Below are 17,480 nucleotides of genomic sequence, written 5' to 3' on the forward strand. Positions count from 1 at the left end.
CGCTGGAAGGTGAATTTATGGAGGGGAATGCTATCACAACCTCACCCATTGAGCGAGGTTGTGAAAACCGGGATTAATGACCCGGGAAAGGCACCAGGCTGTAGCTGGTGATGCCCTGTTTTGCCAGACGCTGTTCGCCACCCAGATCGAACAGGTTGATGATGAATGCCGCATCGGACACGTCACCACCCAAGCGACGGATCAGCTTCACGGTGGCTTCGATGGTGCCGCCGGTCGCCAGCAGATCGTCCACTACCAGTACTTTATCGCCAGGTTTAATGGCATCAACATGGATTTCCAGCTGATCGGTGCCGTATTCCAGCTCGTAGCTTTCGGCGATGGTTTCACGCGGCAGCTTGCGGGGTTTACGCACTGGCACAAAACCCACGCCCATTGCCAGCGCAACCGGCGCGCCGAACAGGAAGCCACGGGCTTCGGTACCTACTACTTTGGTGATCCCGGCGTTTTTATAACGATCTACCAGCAGTTCAATGCTGAGCGCGTACGCTTTCGGGTCTTCCAGCAAGCTGGTGACATCACGGAAAAGAATGCCAGGCTTTGGATAGTCCTGGATGCTTTTGATGCTGTTTTTCAGATATTCAAGCTGCTGTGCAGTTGCGGTCATCGGTTTGTGCCTAAATGAAACAGTGTTACTCACAGCGCGCAAAGAGTCGGCCAAGGCAACAATTGTTTAACCTTTGACCAGGCGCACCTGTGCTCGAAAACGGTCGAATTTACTGGCTGCGGACAATAATTGCAACCGTCATGATAAGGCTTCAGTGCTTTTGTTGCTTTTCATCAACCACGGGGATCCGCCACATAAAGATAAGCAGGCAGGAGAGGATCGCCAGCAGCAGGATGCGCACCCACATCATCTTCACCAGCCATAATGAAATGGCGAAGGTAACCAGGATAACGGCAATCGCGCGCGGCTTGGCCCCGGGGGGCATTGCCCGGTGTTTTTGCCAGTGGCGCAGGTAGCCGCCAAACCATGAGCGATACAGCAGCCAATGGTGAAAGCGCGGCGACGAGCGGGCAAAGCACCAGGCCGCCAGCAGGATAAACGGCGTGGTTGGCAATAAGGGTAAAACAACGCCTATTGTGCCAAGCACTACCGCGAGCCAGCCAATGATGATTAAAATAGTACGCTGCATAATGCGAATCGTTATCAAACTGAACGGCTACTTTACCACTGGAGAGTGTATTGAAAACAGCCTTGCTTCTGGAGACGCTGCAAAATCAGCTGATCGCCCTGCGGGCGCAGGCTACGCCGCTGATGGGGCACGCCACGCTGAAGCCCCGCTTTGATCGGCAGCTTTTTCGTACCCGCAGCACGCGCATACAGGATTATCTTGGTGAAGCGCAGGCAAACCTTGATGAGTTACGCCATGCGGTAGAGAACGAGCAGCAGGAACAGGCGGCGTGGCTTGCTGAGCATCTCACTGAGCAGATGACCGCCCTGCATCGCGAAATCATCGCCTGGCCACTGCGCGCCTGGGATACTGCGTCGCCCGGTCTCGGCAAATGGCAGCGCAAGCGGCTGGAGAATCAGGAGTTCGAACGCCGGCTGTTTGAGATGAAGCGTGAGCGAGAAGCGCGGCTGAAAAACAGCGAAACGCTGGAAGAACAGCAGTTATTGATGCGCGAAATTAGCGCGCTGGAAGGACGTATCGTTCGCTGCCGTCAGGCGCTGGACGAGATTGAGCGCGTAATTGAACGCCTGACCCGCTAAAAAAGGAGTCCCGTATGTCACTGGAAAATGCACCCGATGAGGTCAAGCTGGCCGTCGATTTGATTATGCTGTTGGAAAACCATGAACTCCCGGCGACGACGGTGCTGAAGGCGCTGGAAATTGTTAAGCGGGACTTTGAGGGAAAGGTGAAAGCCTGTTGCCCTCTCCCTAAGGGAGAGGGCAACTAGATTAGGCTGGCGTGGGATCGTCACCCTTAATCTCGCGCTTCACTTCCGTATGCTCTTCACCTTTCTCGTTTCTCAGGTGAACCTCAAGCTGGTTGAAGGCAATATTGATGTCGTTTTCGCGGCACAGACGATCGATAGCGCGGTTCAGCTCATCCACGGTGTAGCTGCGATCGCGTAATTCACGCACGTACAGGCGCAGCTCGTGATCCAGCGTGCTCGGGCCGAAGGTGGTGAAGAATACCGCCGGCGCCGGATCGTGCATCACTTTCGGATGTTCGGATGCCGCCTGCAGCAGCACCTCTTTCACCTTATCCAGATCGGATCCATAGGCCACACCGAGTCGGATCACGACGCGCGTCGTGGTATCAGAAAGCGACCAGTTGATTAAACGCTCGGTCACGAACGCTTTGTTCGGGATGATCACCTCTTTCCGATCGAAGTCGGTAATGGTGGTCGCGCGAATTCGGATCTTGCTGACGGTGCCGGAGAAGGTCCCGATGGTGACCGTATCGCCGATACGCACCGGACGTTCAAACAGGATAATCAGGCCGGAGACGAAGTTACCGAAGATCTCCTGCAAGCCAAAACCCAGACCGACGGAGAGCGCGGCCGCCAGCCACTGCAGTTTATCCCACGAAACGCCCAGCGAACCAAAGACCGTCATCGCGCCAACGATAATGATCACGTAGTTGAGGATGGTGGTAATCGCGTAGGATGCCCCCTGGCGAAGGTTCAGGCGGGACAGCACCAATACTTCCAGCAGGCCAGGCAAGTTACGTATCAGCGCCCAGGCGACCACCAGCGACACCAGAGCAAAGAGCAGGCTGCCCATGGTCACGCTTTTCATTACCGTCGCACCCGCTTCGGTGCCGCTGTACTGCCAGAGGGTAACGCTGTCGAGGTAGGCGAATACGGTGATCAGATCGGACCAAATGGCCCAGAACATCACCCCGAACAGCGCCACCATCACCAGCATAGTGATACGCATTGTTTGCTGGTTGACCTGCTCCAGGGCAATGGTCGGCTCTTCCTGCGGCTCGGCCCCTTCGGCCCCCTCTTTCACCTGATGTTGGCGACGGGCAATGGCGCGGCGGTAAGCAATACGACGCGCTGCCACGCTCAGACCACGCAGAACGGTCTGGAAAAGCAGGTTCCAGACAATCACCAGGTAAACCGTTTCAATCCAGCGGCCGGACAGACGCAGCGTGGTATAGAAGTAGCCCGTTGCGGTCAGCACCATCAGAGCCAGCGGAATGATCGCCAGCACCGTCACGGTGACCAGACGAAGATTATGCGATTCTTTATCGCGCCAGCTGTCGCGACACATCGGCCACATCAGGACGGCAATCAGCAGCAGGTTGAGCATGATAACCAGCTGTCCCAGCACGTCATCCATCAGATGAAGGGGAGAGAGTTCGGCAACCACCGACCAGAAGTGCAGCGGTAACAGCGCGAGGCTGATACGCACAATCTGGCGACGCCAGTGGCTGGTAATCTGCTCCGGCATATTGAAGTGGCGTACCGCAACGCCATCTTTTTCCAGCACTTTCCAGCACAGGCCAAAGACCAGCCAGAACAGCGCCAGCTTTTTACTGAATGCCCAAAGGAGATCGCTGATATTGAGTTGCATGGTCAGCAGGATCAGCCCGGCAGCCAGAATAAGCAGACAAACCGGCAGCGCGCGGATCAGATCAATCAGGATTGCTTTTGGCGTGTGGAGCTGGCTGTCGTTACGTAATTGCCCCACTTCACCTGCCAGCTTCGCCTGGTATTTCTTAAGCCAGCCCAGACGCCAGCGAATTAAGCCGGCAATCAGCAACAGCGGTAGCCCTGCCAGGAAGGCAATCATCACCGCAGGCCAAGCTTTCTCCCAGTTAACGGTGATTTTCATGCTTTTAATTTGGGTTTTTAGCGTTTCAGGGAAAGATTTGATCCAGTCCCAGTCCATCGGCTTGTTGCTGTTCACCCAGAAAATCTGCTGAGTCAGGATTTCCTGCAGGCTTTTAGAGACGCTTACAAGCTGCTGCTGGTTGATCTGCAGGTTAATCGCCATCATCAGCTGGTTACCCAGCTGTTTATTGAGCTGGTCAAGCAGCTCGCGGCGCATATCCACCACCTGCAGCAGCGCATCGTGAACTTCAGGGTTCACTTCACTGGAATGGCCCTCTTCCACCTTGGCAACAAAGTTATCGCTCTGGAAAAGGGCGTCGCGCTGCTGGTTTACATCAAATTGTTCGAGACGCAAATCGGCAATGCGGTTGGTCATGTCCTCCAGCTCATCGGCAGACGGCAGCGTCTGCTGTTGCTGATAGAGAATACGCGATAGCAGCAGGCTGCCTTTCAGAACCGCAATCTGCTCTTTAATGTTACGCTCGGACTGCAGCGCGCGATCCAACCAGTTTTTGACTTTGATGTTTTGCTGAACCAGCGAGTTGCCGCTTTCGGTTGCCTGAATTAAACGCTGGCTCAGCTGATGGTTAATCTCCAGCTCTTGTTTAACCAGCGGGTTGGCCTGAATGCGGGCGGTTTCATCTGGCGATACGGCCTCCTGAGCGGTTTTTTCCGTCAGGGTGAGGCGTTTGCTGTTCACCGCTTCCTGCAGCAGCTGAAGCTGGTGTTCCAGACGATTGATATTCGCGTTGACGTAATCACGCTGTTTTTGCAGCGTGTCCTGCAGCACCGTATTCCCTTCCAGGCTTTTACGCTGCTGTTCAATTTGCGCATTCAATAACGACTGCTGAACCAACAGCAGCGTTTGCTGGGTCGGGCGTAACGCGCCTTCCCCCACCGTCGTACCGTTAAGGCGATTACGGATCTGCTGGAGCTGCTGGGACGCCGCGTACATTGCGTTTTGCACGCGCTCGGGCTGGGTTTGCAGGGAGACGAGCTGGCTGTTATAGGTCGCCAGATCGGACTGGGCCGTTTGTAGGTCGTCCAGCAGCTGAGCGACACGCGACTCCAGCTGGCGCAGTGAGAGCGTGGCGAGCGTTTTGCGCGTTTCGTCATCGCTATCGACGTCGCTCAGCGCACTCAGCGCTTCCGTTGCCTTACGCATATTCTCTGGCGCTTGCGCGACCTTCTGGCGAAGCTGAGCCGTTTCGGCTTTAACACGCTCAATTTTATCAAGCGATTCCAGCGTTTCCATCAAATCCTGCTGGATAAACTTATCCTGAGGAGAGAGATCTTTTTGTTTGTTTAGGGTGTCAAGTTGCGACTGAACCTCGGCACGCGTGGGGATATCATTACTGCTATCGGCGCGCGCCCAGGAAAGCGGTGCTGTTGCAAAGAAAAACAGCATCGCAAAGAGCAATGCAAGAACAGGATGTTGCGAGCGATTGGAGTGCAGCATAGTTGTGAGTGATGTCAGAAGATGACCGAAAATAGTCCGGCGTGCAGGATATCACGCTCGCCTGAAGCAGAATAGCGAGAACATTCGTCTCTGAGATAATTCCTGGAACTGGTTCAGCGGCTTAGCGGAGTGACGTCGCTGCGCAGCGTCGGGCATAACTGAAACATTTCCAGCAGAATCGCCACATAGCTGCGCGCCTCCTCTCTGAGATCGAAAGATTGTGGCGCGAAAAGCCAGTTTTCCATCAGGCCAGAAATGTAGCTGCGCATAAGGATTGCCGCCCGGCGGGTCAGTAAATTTGCCGGCAACATATTTGCCTGCATGCACTGATTCAGGGTCAATTCGATGCGGTCATAGCTCTCCAGACTCAGGCTGCGCTGCGCTTCCTGGACCACCGCCATTTCCCCTACGAACTCGCATTTATGGAATATGATTTCCATCATTAACCTGCGACGTTCTTCAATTACCGTTGCTTCAAGGATATATACTAATATTTCTCTTAATACTGAGAGTGGATCGTCAGGGAATTTTGCCCGATACTCACTCTCAAGATCGCTAATGCTGGACTCTGATAATTGCCAGATTTCACTGAACAGATCTGACTTGTCTTTAAAATGCCAGTAAATCGCTCCCCGCGTGACGCCCGCGGCCTGAGCAATCTGCGCCAGCGAGGTTGACGACACACCTTGCTGAGAAAATAAACGCATTGCCACATCAAGGATGTGTTGACGGGTTTCCAGCGCTTGTTGTTTGGTTTTTCGTGCCATACGTCGGTGAATTTACAGGAGTCAGATTTACATACATTTATGAATGTATGTACCATAGCATGACGATAATATAAACGCAGCAATGGGTTTTTGGACTCAGGACCATTGATCAATTTGAAATCGGACACTCGAGGTTTACATATGAACAAAAACAGAGGGTTAACGCCTCTGGCGGTCGTTCTGATGCTCTCAGGCAGCTTAGCGCTTACAGGATGTGACGACAAACAGGCTCAGCAAGGCGCTCAGCAGATGCCAGAAGTTGGTGTCGTGACGCTCAAATCCGAACCTCTTCAAATCACCACGGAATTACCAGGTCGTACCAGCGCTTACCGCATTGCGGAAGTTCGTCCTCAGGTGAATGGGATCATCCTGAAACGTAACTTCACCGAGGGCGGTGACGTCAAAGCCGGTGAGTCTCTGTATCAGATTGATCCAGCAACCTATCAGGCCTCATATGAGAGCGCGAAAGGCGATCTGGCCAAAGCGGAAGCCGCAGCCAAAATTTCTCAGCTGACGCTTAACCGCTACAAAAAACTGCTCGGCACGCAGTACATCAGCCAACAGGATTACGATACCGCCCTGGCAGATGCACAGCAGGCTAACGCCGCCGTCGTGGCAGCAAAAGCAGCGGTTGAAACCGCCCGCATTAACCTGGCCTATACGAAAGTGACCTCACCTATCAGCGGTCGCATCGGTAAATCTTCCGTGACGGAAGGGGCGCTGGTACAAAACGGTCAGGCCACTGCGCTGGCCACCGTTCAGCAGCTGGATCCGATCTACGTTGACGTGACTCAGTCCAGCAATGATTTCCTGCGACTGAAACAAGAGTTAGCAAACGGCACGCTGAAGCAGGAAAACGGTAAAGCCAAAGTTGAGCTTGTGACGAATGACGGTATCAAGTTCCCGCAGGCAGGCACACTGGAATTTTCTGATGTGACGGTCGATCAGACTACCGGTTCCATCACCTTACGTGCCATTTTCCCGAACCCTGACAAAAATCTGCTGCCAGGTATGTTCGTTCGCGCGCGTCTGGAAGAAGGGACTAACCCAACCGCACTTCTGGTGCCTCAGCAGGGTGTGACCCGTACGCCGCGTGGCGATGCGAGCGCGCTGGTTGTGGGAGCTGATGATAAAGTCGAAATTCGCAATATCACCGCAACGCAGGCGATTGGCGATAAATGGCTGGTGACGGAAGGTCTGAAAGATGGCGATCGCGTAATTATTACTGGTTTGCAAAAAGTTCGTCCTGGCGCGCAGGTTAAAGCACAGGAAGTGAAATCTGACGAGAAACAACAAGCTTCGGCCGCGGGCCAGTCAGAACAAACCAAGTCTTAACTTAAACAGGAGCCGTTAAGACATGCCTAATTTCTTTATCGATCGCCCCATATTTGCGTGGGTGATCGCCATAATCATCATGTTAGCTGGGGGACTTGCGATCCTGAAGCTGCCTGTCGCGCAATATCCAACGATTGCGCCGCCGGCGGTGACGATCTCCGCAACCTACCCAGGGGCTGATGCAAAAACGGTGCAGGATACCGTTACACAGGTTATCGAACAGAACATGAACGGTATCGATAACCTGATGTACATGTCCTCAAACAGTGACTCCACCGGTACGGTTCAGATCACCCTGACCTTCCAGTCAGGTACTGATGCCGACATCGCGCAGGTTCAGGTGCAGAACAAACTGCAGCTGGCGATGCCTTTGCTGCCGCAGGAAGTCCAACAACAGGGCGTGAGCGTCGAGAAATCGTCCAGTAGCTTCCTGATGGTTGTCGGCGTTATCAACACCAACGGCACCATGACGCAGGAGGATATTTCCGACTACGTAGGCGCCAACATGAAGGACGCTATCAGCCGTACTTCCGGTGTGGGTGACGTGCAGCTGTTCGGTTCCCAATACGCCATGCGTATCTGGATGGATCCGAACAAACTGAACAACTTCCAGCTGACGCCGGTTGACGTCATCAGCGCCATCAAAGCCCAGAACGCCCAGGTTGCAGCCGGTCAGTTAGGGGGTACGCCACCGGTGAAAGGCCAGCAGCTTAACGCCTCGATCATCGCGCAGACCCGTCTGACCTCCGCCGATGAATTCAGCAAAATTCTGCTGAAGGTGAATCAGGACGGTTCTCAGGTTCGTCTGCGTGACGTCGCGAAAGTGGAACTGGGTGGTGAGAACTACGACATCATTGCGAAGTTTAACGGTAAACCCGCGTCCGGTTTGGGTATCAAACTGGCGACCGGCGCTAACGCCCTGGACACCGCCACGGCTATCCGTGCAGAGCTGAAGAAGATGGAACCGTTCTTCCCATCAGGTCTGAAAATCGTTTACCCGTACGACACCACGCCGTTCGTCAAAATCTCGATTCACGAAGTGGTTAAAACGCTGGTTGAGGCGATCATCCTCGTCTTCCTGGTGATGTACCTGTTCCTGCAAAACTTCCGTGCGACGCTGATTCCAACGATCGCGGTGCCGGTCGTGCTGCTCGGCACCTTTGCGATTCTGTCGATATTTGGTTACTCGATAAACACCCTGACGATGTTCGGGATGGTGCTCGCCATCGGCTTGCTGGTGGATGACGCCATCGTGGTGGTCGAAAACGTCGAGCGTGTGATGGCAGAAGAAGGCCTGCCGCCGAAGGAGGCGACCCGTAAGTCAATGGGTCAGATCCAGGGCGCGCTGGTCGGTATCGCGATGGTGCTGTCTGCGGTATTTATCCCAATGGCCTTCTTCGGCGGCTCTACGGGTGCGATATACCGTCAGTTCTCCATCACTATCGTTTCGGCGATGGCCCTGTCGGTGCTGGTTGCGTTGATTCTGACGCCAGCGCTGTGTGCAACCATGCTGAAGCCGATTCAGAAAGGTGGTCACGGCGAGCACAAAGGGTTCTTCGGCTGGTTTAACCGCATGTTTGATAAGAGCACGCACCACTACACCGACAGCGTGGGTAACATCCTGCGCAGCACCGGTCGTTACCTGCTGCTGTATATCATCATCGTGGTGGGCATGGCCTATCTGTTCGTTCGTCTGCCAAGCTCGTTCCTGCCGGATGAAGACCAGGGCGTGTTCCTGACAATGGCACAGCTTCCAGCGGGTGCATCGCAAGAGCGTACCCAGAAAGTGCTGGATGAAGTGACCGATTACTACCTCACCAAAGAAAAAGCGAACGTTGAATCCGTGTTTGCGGTTAACGGCTTTGGCTTTGCAGGTCGTGGTCAGAACACCGGTATCGCCTTCGTCTCTCTGAAGGACTGGGCAGATCGTCCGGGCGAGGAGAACAAAGTTGAAGCGATTACCGGCCGTGCGATGGGTACGTTCTCGCAGATTAAAGATGCGATGGTCTTCGCCTTTAACCTGCCAGCGATCGTTGAACTGGGTACGGCTACCGGCTTTGACTTCCAGCTGATCGACCAGGGCGGTCTGGGTCATGAAAAACTGACGCAGGCGCGTAACCAGCTATTCGGCGAAGTGGCAAAACACCCAGACCTGCTGGTGGGTGTACGTCCTAACGGCCTGGAAGATACCCCGCAGTACAAGATCGACATCGATCAGGAAAAAGCCCAGGCGCTGGGTGTTTCCATCAGTGACATCAATACCACGCTGGGTGCGGCCTGGGGCGGTAGCTACGTTAACGACTTCATCGACCGCGGTCGCGTGAAGAAAGTCTACGTAATGTCAGAGGCGCAATACCGTATGTTGCCGAACGATATCAACACCTGGTACGTTCGCGGCAGTAACGGGCAGATGGTGCCGTTCTCAGCCTTCTCTACGTCACGCTGGGAATACGGTTCACCGCGTCTGGAGCGCTATAACGGTCTGCCATCAATGGAAATCCTCGGTCAGGCTGCTCCGGGCCGAAGCACCGGTGAAGCCATGAACCTGATGGAAGAGCTGGCCGGGAAGCTGCCTGCAGGTATTGGTTACGACTGGACGGGGATGTCCTATCAGGAACGTCTGTCCGGTAACCAGGCCCCTGCCCTGTATGCCATCTCACTGATTGTGGTGTTCCTGTGTCTGGCAGCCTTGTACGAGAGTTGGTCGATTCCGTTCTCCGTTATGCTGGTGGTTCCATTGGGGGTTATCGGTGCGCTGCTTGCCGCAACCTTCCGTGGACTGACCAACGACGTTTACTTCCAGGTGGGCCTGCTGACAACCATTGGCTTGTCGGCGAAGAATGCGATACTTATCGTTGAATTCGCCAAAGATCTGATGGAGAAAGAGGGTAAAGGCCTGATTGAGGCGACGCTTGACGCGGTTCGTATGCGTTTACGCCCAATCCTGATGACGTCTCTGGCGTTTATCCTCGGGGTTATGCCGCTGGTTATCAGTACGGGCGCAGGTTCCGGTGCACAGAACGCAGTAGGTACGGGCGTAATGGGTGGGATGGTCACCGCGACCGTTCTCGCTATCTTCTTCGTCCCGGTATTCTTCGTGGTGGTTCGTCGCCGCTTCAGTCGCAAGAATGAAGATATTGAGCACAATCATTCGGTAGAACATCACTGATACCGGTTTCATCTGATAAAAAGGCCGCATTTGCGGCCTTTTTTATTACCTTAAAAATCATAAATTACGCTTATTGTCGTTTTCTTTATTTTCTGCCATCGTAATAAGGCATATCATAATTATCGTTAAACTTAATCCTCGAACTTATCCTTTTTTTAATTTCATATCCTCGCTTAAATGTTTAGGAATATTCCTAACCAAGGAACAGCAGGATAAGTTGTCTGAATCTGGACACCATTAGAACCTAAATGCTAACTCAATGAAATGTAAGGAAGGGGCAATGTGCAAGGCAGAATTAGGATTAAAATAGCCACCAAAGGATGAACCGTTGCGTAGCGGATCGCAGAGGGGCGTTTTAATTGTAATTTTTCGTAATAGCGCGGTGAAATCTTGATCAGAGTGGCTTATAGTTAGAGATATCAGGAACACAGCACCCGTGTGGCTAAGTAAGTTGTATCCATCCCGACAATGATGTTCGGTGAGTAAGAAATCACTCAAAAGGGGATGCGCTATGGACGAGTACTCGCCAAAAAGGCATGATATCGCGCAGTTGAAATTTCTCTGCGAATCCTTGTACCATGACTGCCTTGCCAATCTTGATGAAAGTAATCATGGCTGGGTGAACGATCCAACGTCTGCAATCAATTTACAGCTAAACGAGTTGATAGAGCATATCGCGACCTTCGCACTTAATTATAAAATTAAGTACAATGAAGATAATAAGCTGATTGAGCAAATTGACGAATACCTGGATGACACCTTTATGTTGTTCAGCAGTTACGGCATTAACGCGCAGGATTTGCAGAAATGGCGTAAATCAGGAAACCGTCTATTCCGCTGCTTTACCAACGTGAGCAGAGCTAATCCTGTTAGCCTTTCCTGTTAAAATTATTACAATTACTAAGGTGAATTTATGTCTGATAAACCATTAACCAAAATCGATTATTTGATGCGCTTGCGACGTTGTCAGTCACTCGACACGCTCGAACGTGTTATTGAAAAAAATAAATACGAGCTGTCTGATAATGAACTGGCTGTATTTTATTCAGCGGCAGATCACCGCCTCGCAGAGTTAACAATGAATAAGCTGTATGACAAAATTCCTTCTTCTGTGTGGAAATTTGTCCGTTAATCTTTGAAGCGTGTCTGTAGAGGTTCTACGTCACTTTTTTAAGCTGAACTCACCTTTCATTTACGATCCCTGCGTGAAAGCCAGGTCCCCGTGTAAACGTGCTCATCAGCAACAAATGTTGTGACTATTGTCACACAGACCTTTCGGGAACGTTCCCTTTCTGAGTCTTCCCCTTTACCCTGCGGGTATGAATGATTCCAGAGAGGTTCTCCATGAGTGAAGAAAAAAGAAAGATGATTGCGGGTGAACATTACCGCCCTGGTGATGAGACATTACGTGCAGATCGTTTGCGTGCCCGTCATCTGGTACATCGTTATAACCACACTGCGCCTGATGAAAAACCCGAACGCCAGACGATCCTGGCGGAGCTTCTGGGGCAAAGCGAGGGGGCTTATATTGAGCCGAGCTTCCGCTGCGATTACGGGTATAACATTTATCTGGGAAAAGCGTTTTACGCCAACTTCGATTGCGTGATGCTGGATGTCTGCCCTATTCATATTGGCGATAACTGCATGCTCGCGCCAGGCGTCCATATCTACACGGCAACCCACCCACTGGATGCTGAGGAACGTAACAGCGGCGTGGAATTTGGTAAACCTGTGAGTATTGGCAATAATGTTTGGATCGGCGGGCGCGCCGTCATTAACCCTGGCGTCACCATTGGTGATAATGTGGTGGTGGCTTCAGGCGCCGTCGTCACAAAAGATGTTCCGGCCAACGTCGTGGTCGGTGGGAATCCGGCAAAAATCATCAAAACCCTGTAAGCCGGGAGTAAACTGTTATGGTCTTTCGGCGCTTAACTGTTACTTTTTTCCACCCTATGGCTCCCCTAAAATAGGCAGATCCCCTGTATTGTCAACATTCATGAAGGCAAAAAATGACCGAGATACAGCGCCTGCTTACCGCCACCATCGACGATCTTAACATCCGCGAAAAGCGCGACAATCGCCCGCGCTTTAGCATTAGCTTTATCCGTAAACATCCCGGCCTGTTTCTTGCCATGTATGCAGCCTTGCTGGCTACGCTGGTGGTGATGCTGACCTCCGAAACGCTGGTCGACTCCGTCTGGCTTCTGGTTGTGCTGTTTGTGGTGTTTAATGCGTTTTTCTTTTTCGACGTTAATCCCCGCTATCGCTACGAGGATATCGACGTGCTTGATTTTCGCGTTTGCTACAACGGCGAGTGGTACAACACGCGTTATGTGCCCACGGAGCTAATTGACACTATTTTGAATTCACCGGCAGTTGACGCCGCTCAGAAAGAGAAGCTGCAGAAAATGGTATCAACCAAAGGCGAGCTCTCTTTCTATGATGTCTTTACGCTTTCCCGCCCCGCTGCTGCGTAATGAGTGCCTGAATGCGCCGGATCCCCGGCGCAAACTGAGAGGCTGAGGTATTACCGTAGCCCAATACCAGACCCGTTTGCCCCTGCTTCGTGTCAAGGTAATAACCGCTCAGTGCCGCAGGCGCCAGCTGGAAGGCTCTGGCTTGCTCAACAATCGCGCGATCGTCAATCCCGTCAATGGCTATCGTCAGATGCATCCCCCCTTCTCCCGCCAGCACCCGATGCGCAACATGCAGTTCAGCACTGAGCGCCTCGCGGAGCTGTCGGTAGCGTTTACGATACAGTCGACGCATGGCGGCAAGGTGGCGCGCGTAATGCCCCTCCTCAATAAACAGCGCCAGCGCGCGCTGCTCGGCACGATGCCCACCACGCAGTAATGCGCCGATTGCCGGGCGTGTCGCTTTCGCCAGCGCAGGAGGGAGCACCATAAAACCCATTCTGAGTGAGGGAAACAGCGTTTTGCTGAAGGTTCCAAGATAGACCACGGGGGCATTTTTTATCATCCCGAGCATCGCCGGAACCGGTTCGCCGACGTAGCGAAATTCGCTGTCGTAATCATCCTCGATGATCCAGGCCTTCCGTTGCTGTGCCAGCGCCAGCAACGCCAGACGCCGACGCGCGCTGAGCACGCTCCCGTGAGGAAACTGATGAGAAGGCGAGGTAAAAATGAGCGAAGGCGAGGCGGCATTCTTTTCTTCCCAGCGCATCCCCTCATCGTCCACCGGCATACCTACCATCGTCAGGCCATATTTTACAAACGCGCTTTTTGCCCCGGCATATCCCGGATCCTCCACCCAGGCAATATCTCCCGGCTCGCTCAACAACATCGTGCACAGATTTACGCCCTCAAGCGCGCCTTCGGTGATCACAATCTGGCTGGCGTCGCAGTCAATGCCGCGTGAAAGCGCTAGATGACGAGCAATCGCCACCCGCAATGACGGCTCTCCGGCCGGATCGCCATAACCTAATAGCGCACTCCCCTCTTCCCGCAGCACGCGATCGTACAATCGACGCCACAGCGGCAGGGGAAAATAGTTGATTGCAGGCATACCGGGCGTAAAGGCCGGAACAGGCGTGTTTCTGGGGACAGGCGCAGGCAGCTGCGATACCCGTTTTGCAAGCGTGACCGCAGGCTCAGGCGCCTTCTCAGCAGCATGACGCTGAACCCGCTGCGCGACCCGCGTTCCCTGGCGGTTTCGTAACAAATACCCTTCGAGCGTGAGCTGTTCCAGCGCGGCATTGACGGTGTTCCGGGAAAAATTGAGCTGCTGAGCCAGCACGCGCGAACCGGACAACCGGCATCCCGACAGCAGCCTGCCGCAGAGTATCGCCTCCCGCAACGCCAGATAAAGCGCACGCTGCAGGGTCTCTTCTCCACGGTGATTCAACGCCGCAGCGAGTAAGGTATAAAATTCGTCGCCAGGAATATTCATCGCTTCTCCTCGTGGTACCACCAGAACATAACTTAATGGTTCTTTTTAAGGAACCAGTAAATGGATAGTCTGACGTTCTAACACGCCACAAGGAAATTAAAATGAATACATTCAATCAGTTTGGGCAACCAATAGGTGACGCCATTATTGACTGGCAGCCTCGTCAGCATCCTTCCCGGGTGACGCTTCAGGGGCGTTACTGTCGCCTTGAACCACTGCAGGTCGAGCATGCTGACGCCCTGTTTTCCGCCTATTCTCTGGCAAAAGATACGCGGAGTTGGACGTGGCTATTGCGTGAACCCGATGCTAACGCGCGTGAGTTTGCCGGATGGGTCGACAGCGTGCGTGAGTTAGCGGATCCGATACATTTCACCGTCATTGATAACCAGACGCAGGCTCCGGTTGGGACGCTGGCGCTGATGCGGATCGATCCGAAAAATGGCGTTATGGAGGTGGGACACGTGCATTTCTCCCCTCTGCTAAGCCGCACGCCGATGTCGACAGAGGCGCAATACCTGCTGATGAAATACGCGTTTGATACCCTCGGCTACCGGCGTTACGAGTGGAAGTGCAATAGCCTGAATGAGCCTTCCCGTAAGGCCGCATTGCGTCTGGGCTTTCAGTTCGAAGGACGTTTTCGCCAGGCGCTGGTCACCAAGGGCCATAATCGGGATACCGACTGGTTTTCGATCATCGACAAAGAGTGGCCAGCGCTGGCTGAGGCCTTTGAAAACTGGCTTGCCAGCGACAATTTTACCGCCGATGGCAAGCAGAGAAGATCCCTGGAAAGCTGGCGTGAAATGCGCCTCTAGCGTCTTTTTTTACGACCCTGCACCGCTTTAAAACGCGGATTGGATTTACATATTACGTACAAGCGTCCTTTGCGTTTGACTATCTGGCAATCCGGATGACGCTGTTTTGCGCTGCGCAGCGAGTTAAGCACCTGCATGATTAACCTCGCTTCGCATCAAGAAAGCCGCCAAAACGCTTGCGGAAACGCGCCGTGCTGCCATCTGTTGAGAACGTCTTCTGCTTGCCGGTATAGAACGGATGCGATTTTGAAGAGACCTCTATGGTGATGTAAGGATAGCTTTTACCGTCGAGTTCAATTTCGCGATCGGTCTTAATAGTCGAACCGACTTTAAAGTATTCATTAGCACTCGTGTCATGGAACACCACGGTGCGATAGGCTGGATGGATATCAGGTTTCATCGTAGACTCTTCATGTTTTGTTATAACATAACAAAATAATATCCGAGCTACGCTGCAAAAACAACCCCTCTAGCATGTCGCCTTTTCCGGCAATATTTTCTGATTTGCCAGGTCAGAATGAAACTCATGACTGCCGCGTGCTATAACTATATCATTTCGCGGTGAAAATCTTTCCCCACTGACGAGCGAACTCAATGCTCCGGGAGCGGGCATATGAGGAAGGAAACGGCAGCATGAAAACCCGACATCTGGTCAGCCTGGTAACAGGCGTACTGATTTTTTCAGTGCTGGTGCCCATTTGCCTCAGCATCTGGCTGGCTCATCGCCAGGCAGAAGAGAAATTTGTTGATGCGTTAGACAGGTATGCATCCCGCGTGTTGCTGCGCACAGACCGGGTTGTTGATCAGGCAAAAGAAGCCCTCACTCAACTGCAGACCTTTGAAGGACCGCCCTGTAGCCATCTGCATTTACGGGAAATGCGCCGGGTCGCCTTTTCATGGCGCTACGTTCAGGAAGTTATCTACATCGACAACCTGAAGCCGCTTTGCTCCTCCCTTGAACAAAACAGCCATTCTCCCTCTTTTCCACCGCCCATGCGCATCACGACAGATGGCTACAGCGCATGGTTAACCACGCAAAACGATCTTGGTTTTAACCGCTACATGGCAGTGCTGGGGAAAGGGAATTACCTTGTGATGATTGATCCAGCCTCGCTGGTCGATGTGATCCCCTTTGGGGATCTCGCGATTGATGCAGCACTTGTCGGTAGCGCAACCCACCTCGTGTTTGCCAGCAGCAATATTCTCGACGCTCACATTCGCAAGAGCATTAAGCCGCAGGAGATCTCCAGCATTCAGTACAACGGCTCAATGTACGTGATCAAGCCTGTTCCTGAACTGGGATTTAACGTGGTCGCCTGGGCGCCGTTGAAACCGCTGGCCGAGACCTGGCACCGCCAACTTCTCTTCTGGCTCCCGTTTGGCATACTGGTCAGCCTGCTCGCCGCGCTCTTCGTCTTACGTATACTGCGCCGCATACAGTCTCCGCGTAATCGCCTGCTGGATGCGATTAACAGCCGTGAACTGGAGGTTCACTACCAGCCCATCGTCGAACTGTGCAGCGGAAAAATGGTAGGTGCAGAGGCACTGGCCCGCTGGCCGCAGCCGGATGGCAGCCATCTATCACCCGATATTTTTGTGCCGCTGGCGGAACAGACGGGCCTGATTTCACTGCTTACCCGGCTGGTGATTGAAAAAGTCTTTGAGGATATGGGGAGCTGGTTACATCTCCATCCTGAACAGCATATTTCGATTAACCTCGCGCCGGCCGATCTGCTATCGGGTAAGCTGCCGCCGCTGCTGAGCCAGTTGCTGAACAAATGGCAGGTCAATCCTTCACAGATCGCGCTTGAATTAACCGAGCGCGGTTTTGCCGATCCTAAGATCAGCGCGCCAGCCATTGCCGCATTTCGCCGTTCGGGCCACGCCATTTACATTGATGATTTCGGGACGGGCTATTCCAGCCTCAGCTATCTGCAAGATCTGGATGTCGACACGCTAAAAATCGATAAATCATTCGTGGACGCGCTGGAATACAAGAACGTGACGCCGCACATCGTTGAAATGGCGAAATCGCTGAAGCTGGCGATGGTGGCGGAGGGCATTGAAACGCAGGGGCAGCTCGCCTGGTTACATCGCCACGGCGTGCAGTACGGTCAAGGCTGGTTCTACAGTAAAGCACTGCCAAAGGGGGAGTTTATTTTGTGGGCCGAGCACAATCTCGAAAACGTGACGCCTTGAATTCATCGGTAAGGCGTGGC

Annotated in this window: 17 protein-coding genes; 10 read left to right on the forward strand and 7 right to left on the reverse strand. The window is 53.2% G+C overall.

The genetic code is table 11. The annotated features are described in order from the left end of the window. Positions 1 to 73 precede the first annotated feature (73 nt). Both apt and V5P19_RS11365 read right to left on the reverse strand, forming a co-directional pair. Entirely contained in the window at positions 74 to 625 is a 552-nt protein-coding gene (apt, locus tag V5P19_RS11360) for an adenine phosphoribosyltransferase (protein ID WP_334403256.1), read from the reverse strand. Between the two features lie 151 nt (positions 626 to 776). Next, positions 777 to 1,154, reverse strand: coding sequence for a DUF454 family protein (locus V5P19_RS11365; protein ID WP_334403258.1), 378 nt, complete (start codon positions 1,152 to 1,154; stop codon positions 777 to 779). Between the two features lie 50 nt (positions 1,155 to 1,204). Here V5P19_RS11365 and priC point away from each other — a divergent pair, with 50 nt between their 5' ends. Continuing rightward, positions 1,205 to 1,732 (forward strand): primosomal replication protein N'', encoded by a 528-nt coding sequence (gene priC, locus V5P19_RS11370; RefSeq protein ID WP_334403260.1) that lies wholly within the window; start codon positions 1,205 to 1,207, stop codon positions 1,730 to 1,732. Positions 1,733 to 1,746: 14 nt separating this feature from the next. Further along, positions 1,747 to 1,920 (forward strand): pleiotropic regulatory protein RsmS, encoded by a 174-nt coding sequence (gene rsmS, locus V5P19_RS11375; protein WP_334403262.1) that lies wholly within the window; start codon positions 1,747 to 1,749, stop codon positions 1,918 to 1,920. 1 nt (position 1,921) lies between these two features. Here the strand turns inward: rsmS and mscK are convergent, their stop codons facing one another. Then, positions 1,922 to 5,269: a mechanosensitive channel MscK gene (mscK, locus tag V5P19_RS11380; protein ID WP_334403264.1), complete on the reverse strand. Its 3,348-nt coding sequence runs from the start codon at positions 5,267 to 5,269 to the stop codon at positions 1,922 to 1,924. Between the two features lie 113 nt (positions 5,270 to 5,382). Continuing rightward, positions 5,383 to 6,036 carry a multidrug efflux transporter transcriptional repressor AcrR gene (acrR, locus tag V5P19_RS11385; RefSeq protein WP_334403266.1) on the reverse strand — a complete coding sequence of 218 codons (654 nt, stop codon included), beginning with the start codon at positions 6,034 to 6,036 and terminating at the stop codon, positions 5,383 to 5,385. A 141-nt stretch (positions 6,037 to 6,177) separates the two neighbouring features. Between acrR and acrA the strand changes: the two genes are divergently transcribed. The 6 genes from acrA to V5P19_RS11415 all read left to right on the forward strand — a co-directional run bounded on the left by acrA (position 6,178) and on the right by V5P19_RS11415 (position 13,017). After that, positions 6,178 to 7,371 (forward strand): multidrug efflux RND transporter periplasmic adaptor subunit AcrA, encoded by a 1,194-nt coding sequence (gene acrA, locus V5P19_RS11390; RefSeq protein WP_334403268.1) that lies wholly within the window; start codon positions 6,178 to 6,180, stop codon positions 7,369 to 7,371. Positions 7,372 to 7,393: 22 nt separating this feature from the next. Next, complete coding sequence (acrB, locus tag V5P19_RS11395; protein WP_334403270.1) at positions 7,394 to 10,540, forward strand: multidrug efflux RND transporter permease subunit AcrB; 3,147 nt, start codon at positions 7,394 to 7,396, stop codon at positions 10,538 to 10,540. Positions 10,541 to 11,051: 511 nt separating this feature from the next. Then, the gene (gene tomB / locus V5P19_RS11400; RefSeq protein WP_176611029.1) at positions 11,052 to 11,426 is read left to right on the forward strand and encodes an Hha toxicity modulator TomB; all 375 of its coding nucleotides are present in this window, start codon (positions 11,052 to 11,054) and stop codon (positions 11,424 to 11,426) included. 27 nt (positions 11,427 to 11,453) lie between these two features. Further along, positions 11,454 to 11,672 carry an HHA domain-containing protein gene (locus V5P19_RS11405; RefSeq protein ID WP_334403273.1) on the forward strand — a complete coding sequence of 73 codons (219 nt, stop codon included), beginning with the start codon at positions 11,454 to 11,456 and terminating at the stop codon, positions 11,670 to 11,672. Positions 11,673 to 11,884: 212 nt separating this feature from the next. Then, complete coding sequence (gene maa / locus V5P19_RS11410) at positions 11,885 to 12,436, forward strand: maltose O-acetyltransferase (protein WP_334403275.1); 552 nt, start codon at positions 11,885 to 11,887, stop codon at positions 12,434 to 12,436. 113 nt (positions 12,437 to 12,549) lie between these two features. Continuing rightward, positions 12,550 to 13,017 carry a YlaC family protein gene (locus V5P19_RS11415; RefSeq protein ID WP_334403277.1) on the forward strand — a complete coding sequence of 156 codons (468 nt, stop codon included), beginning with the start codon at positions 12,550 to 12,552 and terminating at the stop codon, positions 13,015 to 13,017. Here the strand turns inward: V5P19_RS11415 and V5P19_RS11420 are convergent. After that, positions 12,989 to 14,449 carry a PLP-dependent aminotransferase family protein gene (locus tag V5P19_RS11420; protein ID WP_334403280.1) on the reverse strand — a complete coding sequence of 487 codons (1,461 nt, stop codon included), beginning with the start codon at positions 14,447 to 14,449 and terminating at the stop codon, positions 12,989 to 12,991. The genes V5P19_RS11415 and V5P19_RS11420 overlap by 29 nt on opposite strands. Positions 14,450 to 14,550: 101 nt before the next feature. On the opposite strand from V5P19_RS11420, the gene V5P19_RS11425 reads away from it, so the two are divergent. Continuing rightward, on the forward strand, positions 14,551 to 15,261 hold the full coding sequence (locus V5P19_RS11425) for a GNAT family protein (RefSeq protein ID WP_334403282.1): 711 nt from the start codon (positions 14,551 to 14,553) through the stop codon (positions 15,259 to 15,261). On the opposite strand, the gene ykgO is transcribed toward V5P19_RS11425, so the two are convergent. Together ykgO and V5P19_RS11435 are read right to left on the reverse strand one after the other, a co-directional pair. Next, positions 15,258 to 15,398 (reverse strand): type B 50S ribosomal protein L36, encoded by a 141-nt coding sequence (gene ykgO / locus V5P19_RS11430; RefSeq protein WP_003859006.1) that lies wholly within the window; start codon positions 15,396 to 15,398, stop codon positions 15,258 to 15,260. The two genes, V5P19_RS11425 and ykgO, sit on opposite strands and share 4 nt — an antisense overlap. Positions 15,399 to 15,400: 2 nt before the next feature. Further along, positions 15,401 to 15,661, reverse strand: a complete 261-nt coding sequence (locus tag V5P19_RS11435; protein ID WP_334403284.1) for a type B 50S ribosomal protein L31 — start codon at positions 15,659 to 15,661, stop codon at positions 15,401 to 15,403. Positions 15,662 to 15,894: 233 nt separating this feature from the next. Here V5P19_RS11435 and V5P19_RS11440 point away from each other — a divergent pair, with 233 nt between their 5' ends. After that, positions 15,895 to 17,460, forward strand: coding sequence for an EAL domain-containing protein (locus V5P19_RS11440; protein WP_334403286.1), 1,566 nt, complete (start codon positions 15,895 to 15,897; stop codon positions 17,458 to 17,460). Positions 17,461 to 17,480: the final 20 nt, after the last annotated feature.

The sequence above is a fragment of the Enterobacter sp. UNJFSC 003 genome (assembly GCF_036903355.1).
Taxonomy (GTDB): domain Bacteria; phylum Pseudomonadota; class Gammaproteobacteria; order Enterobacterales; family Enterobacteriaceae; genus Enterobacter.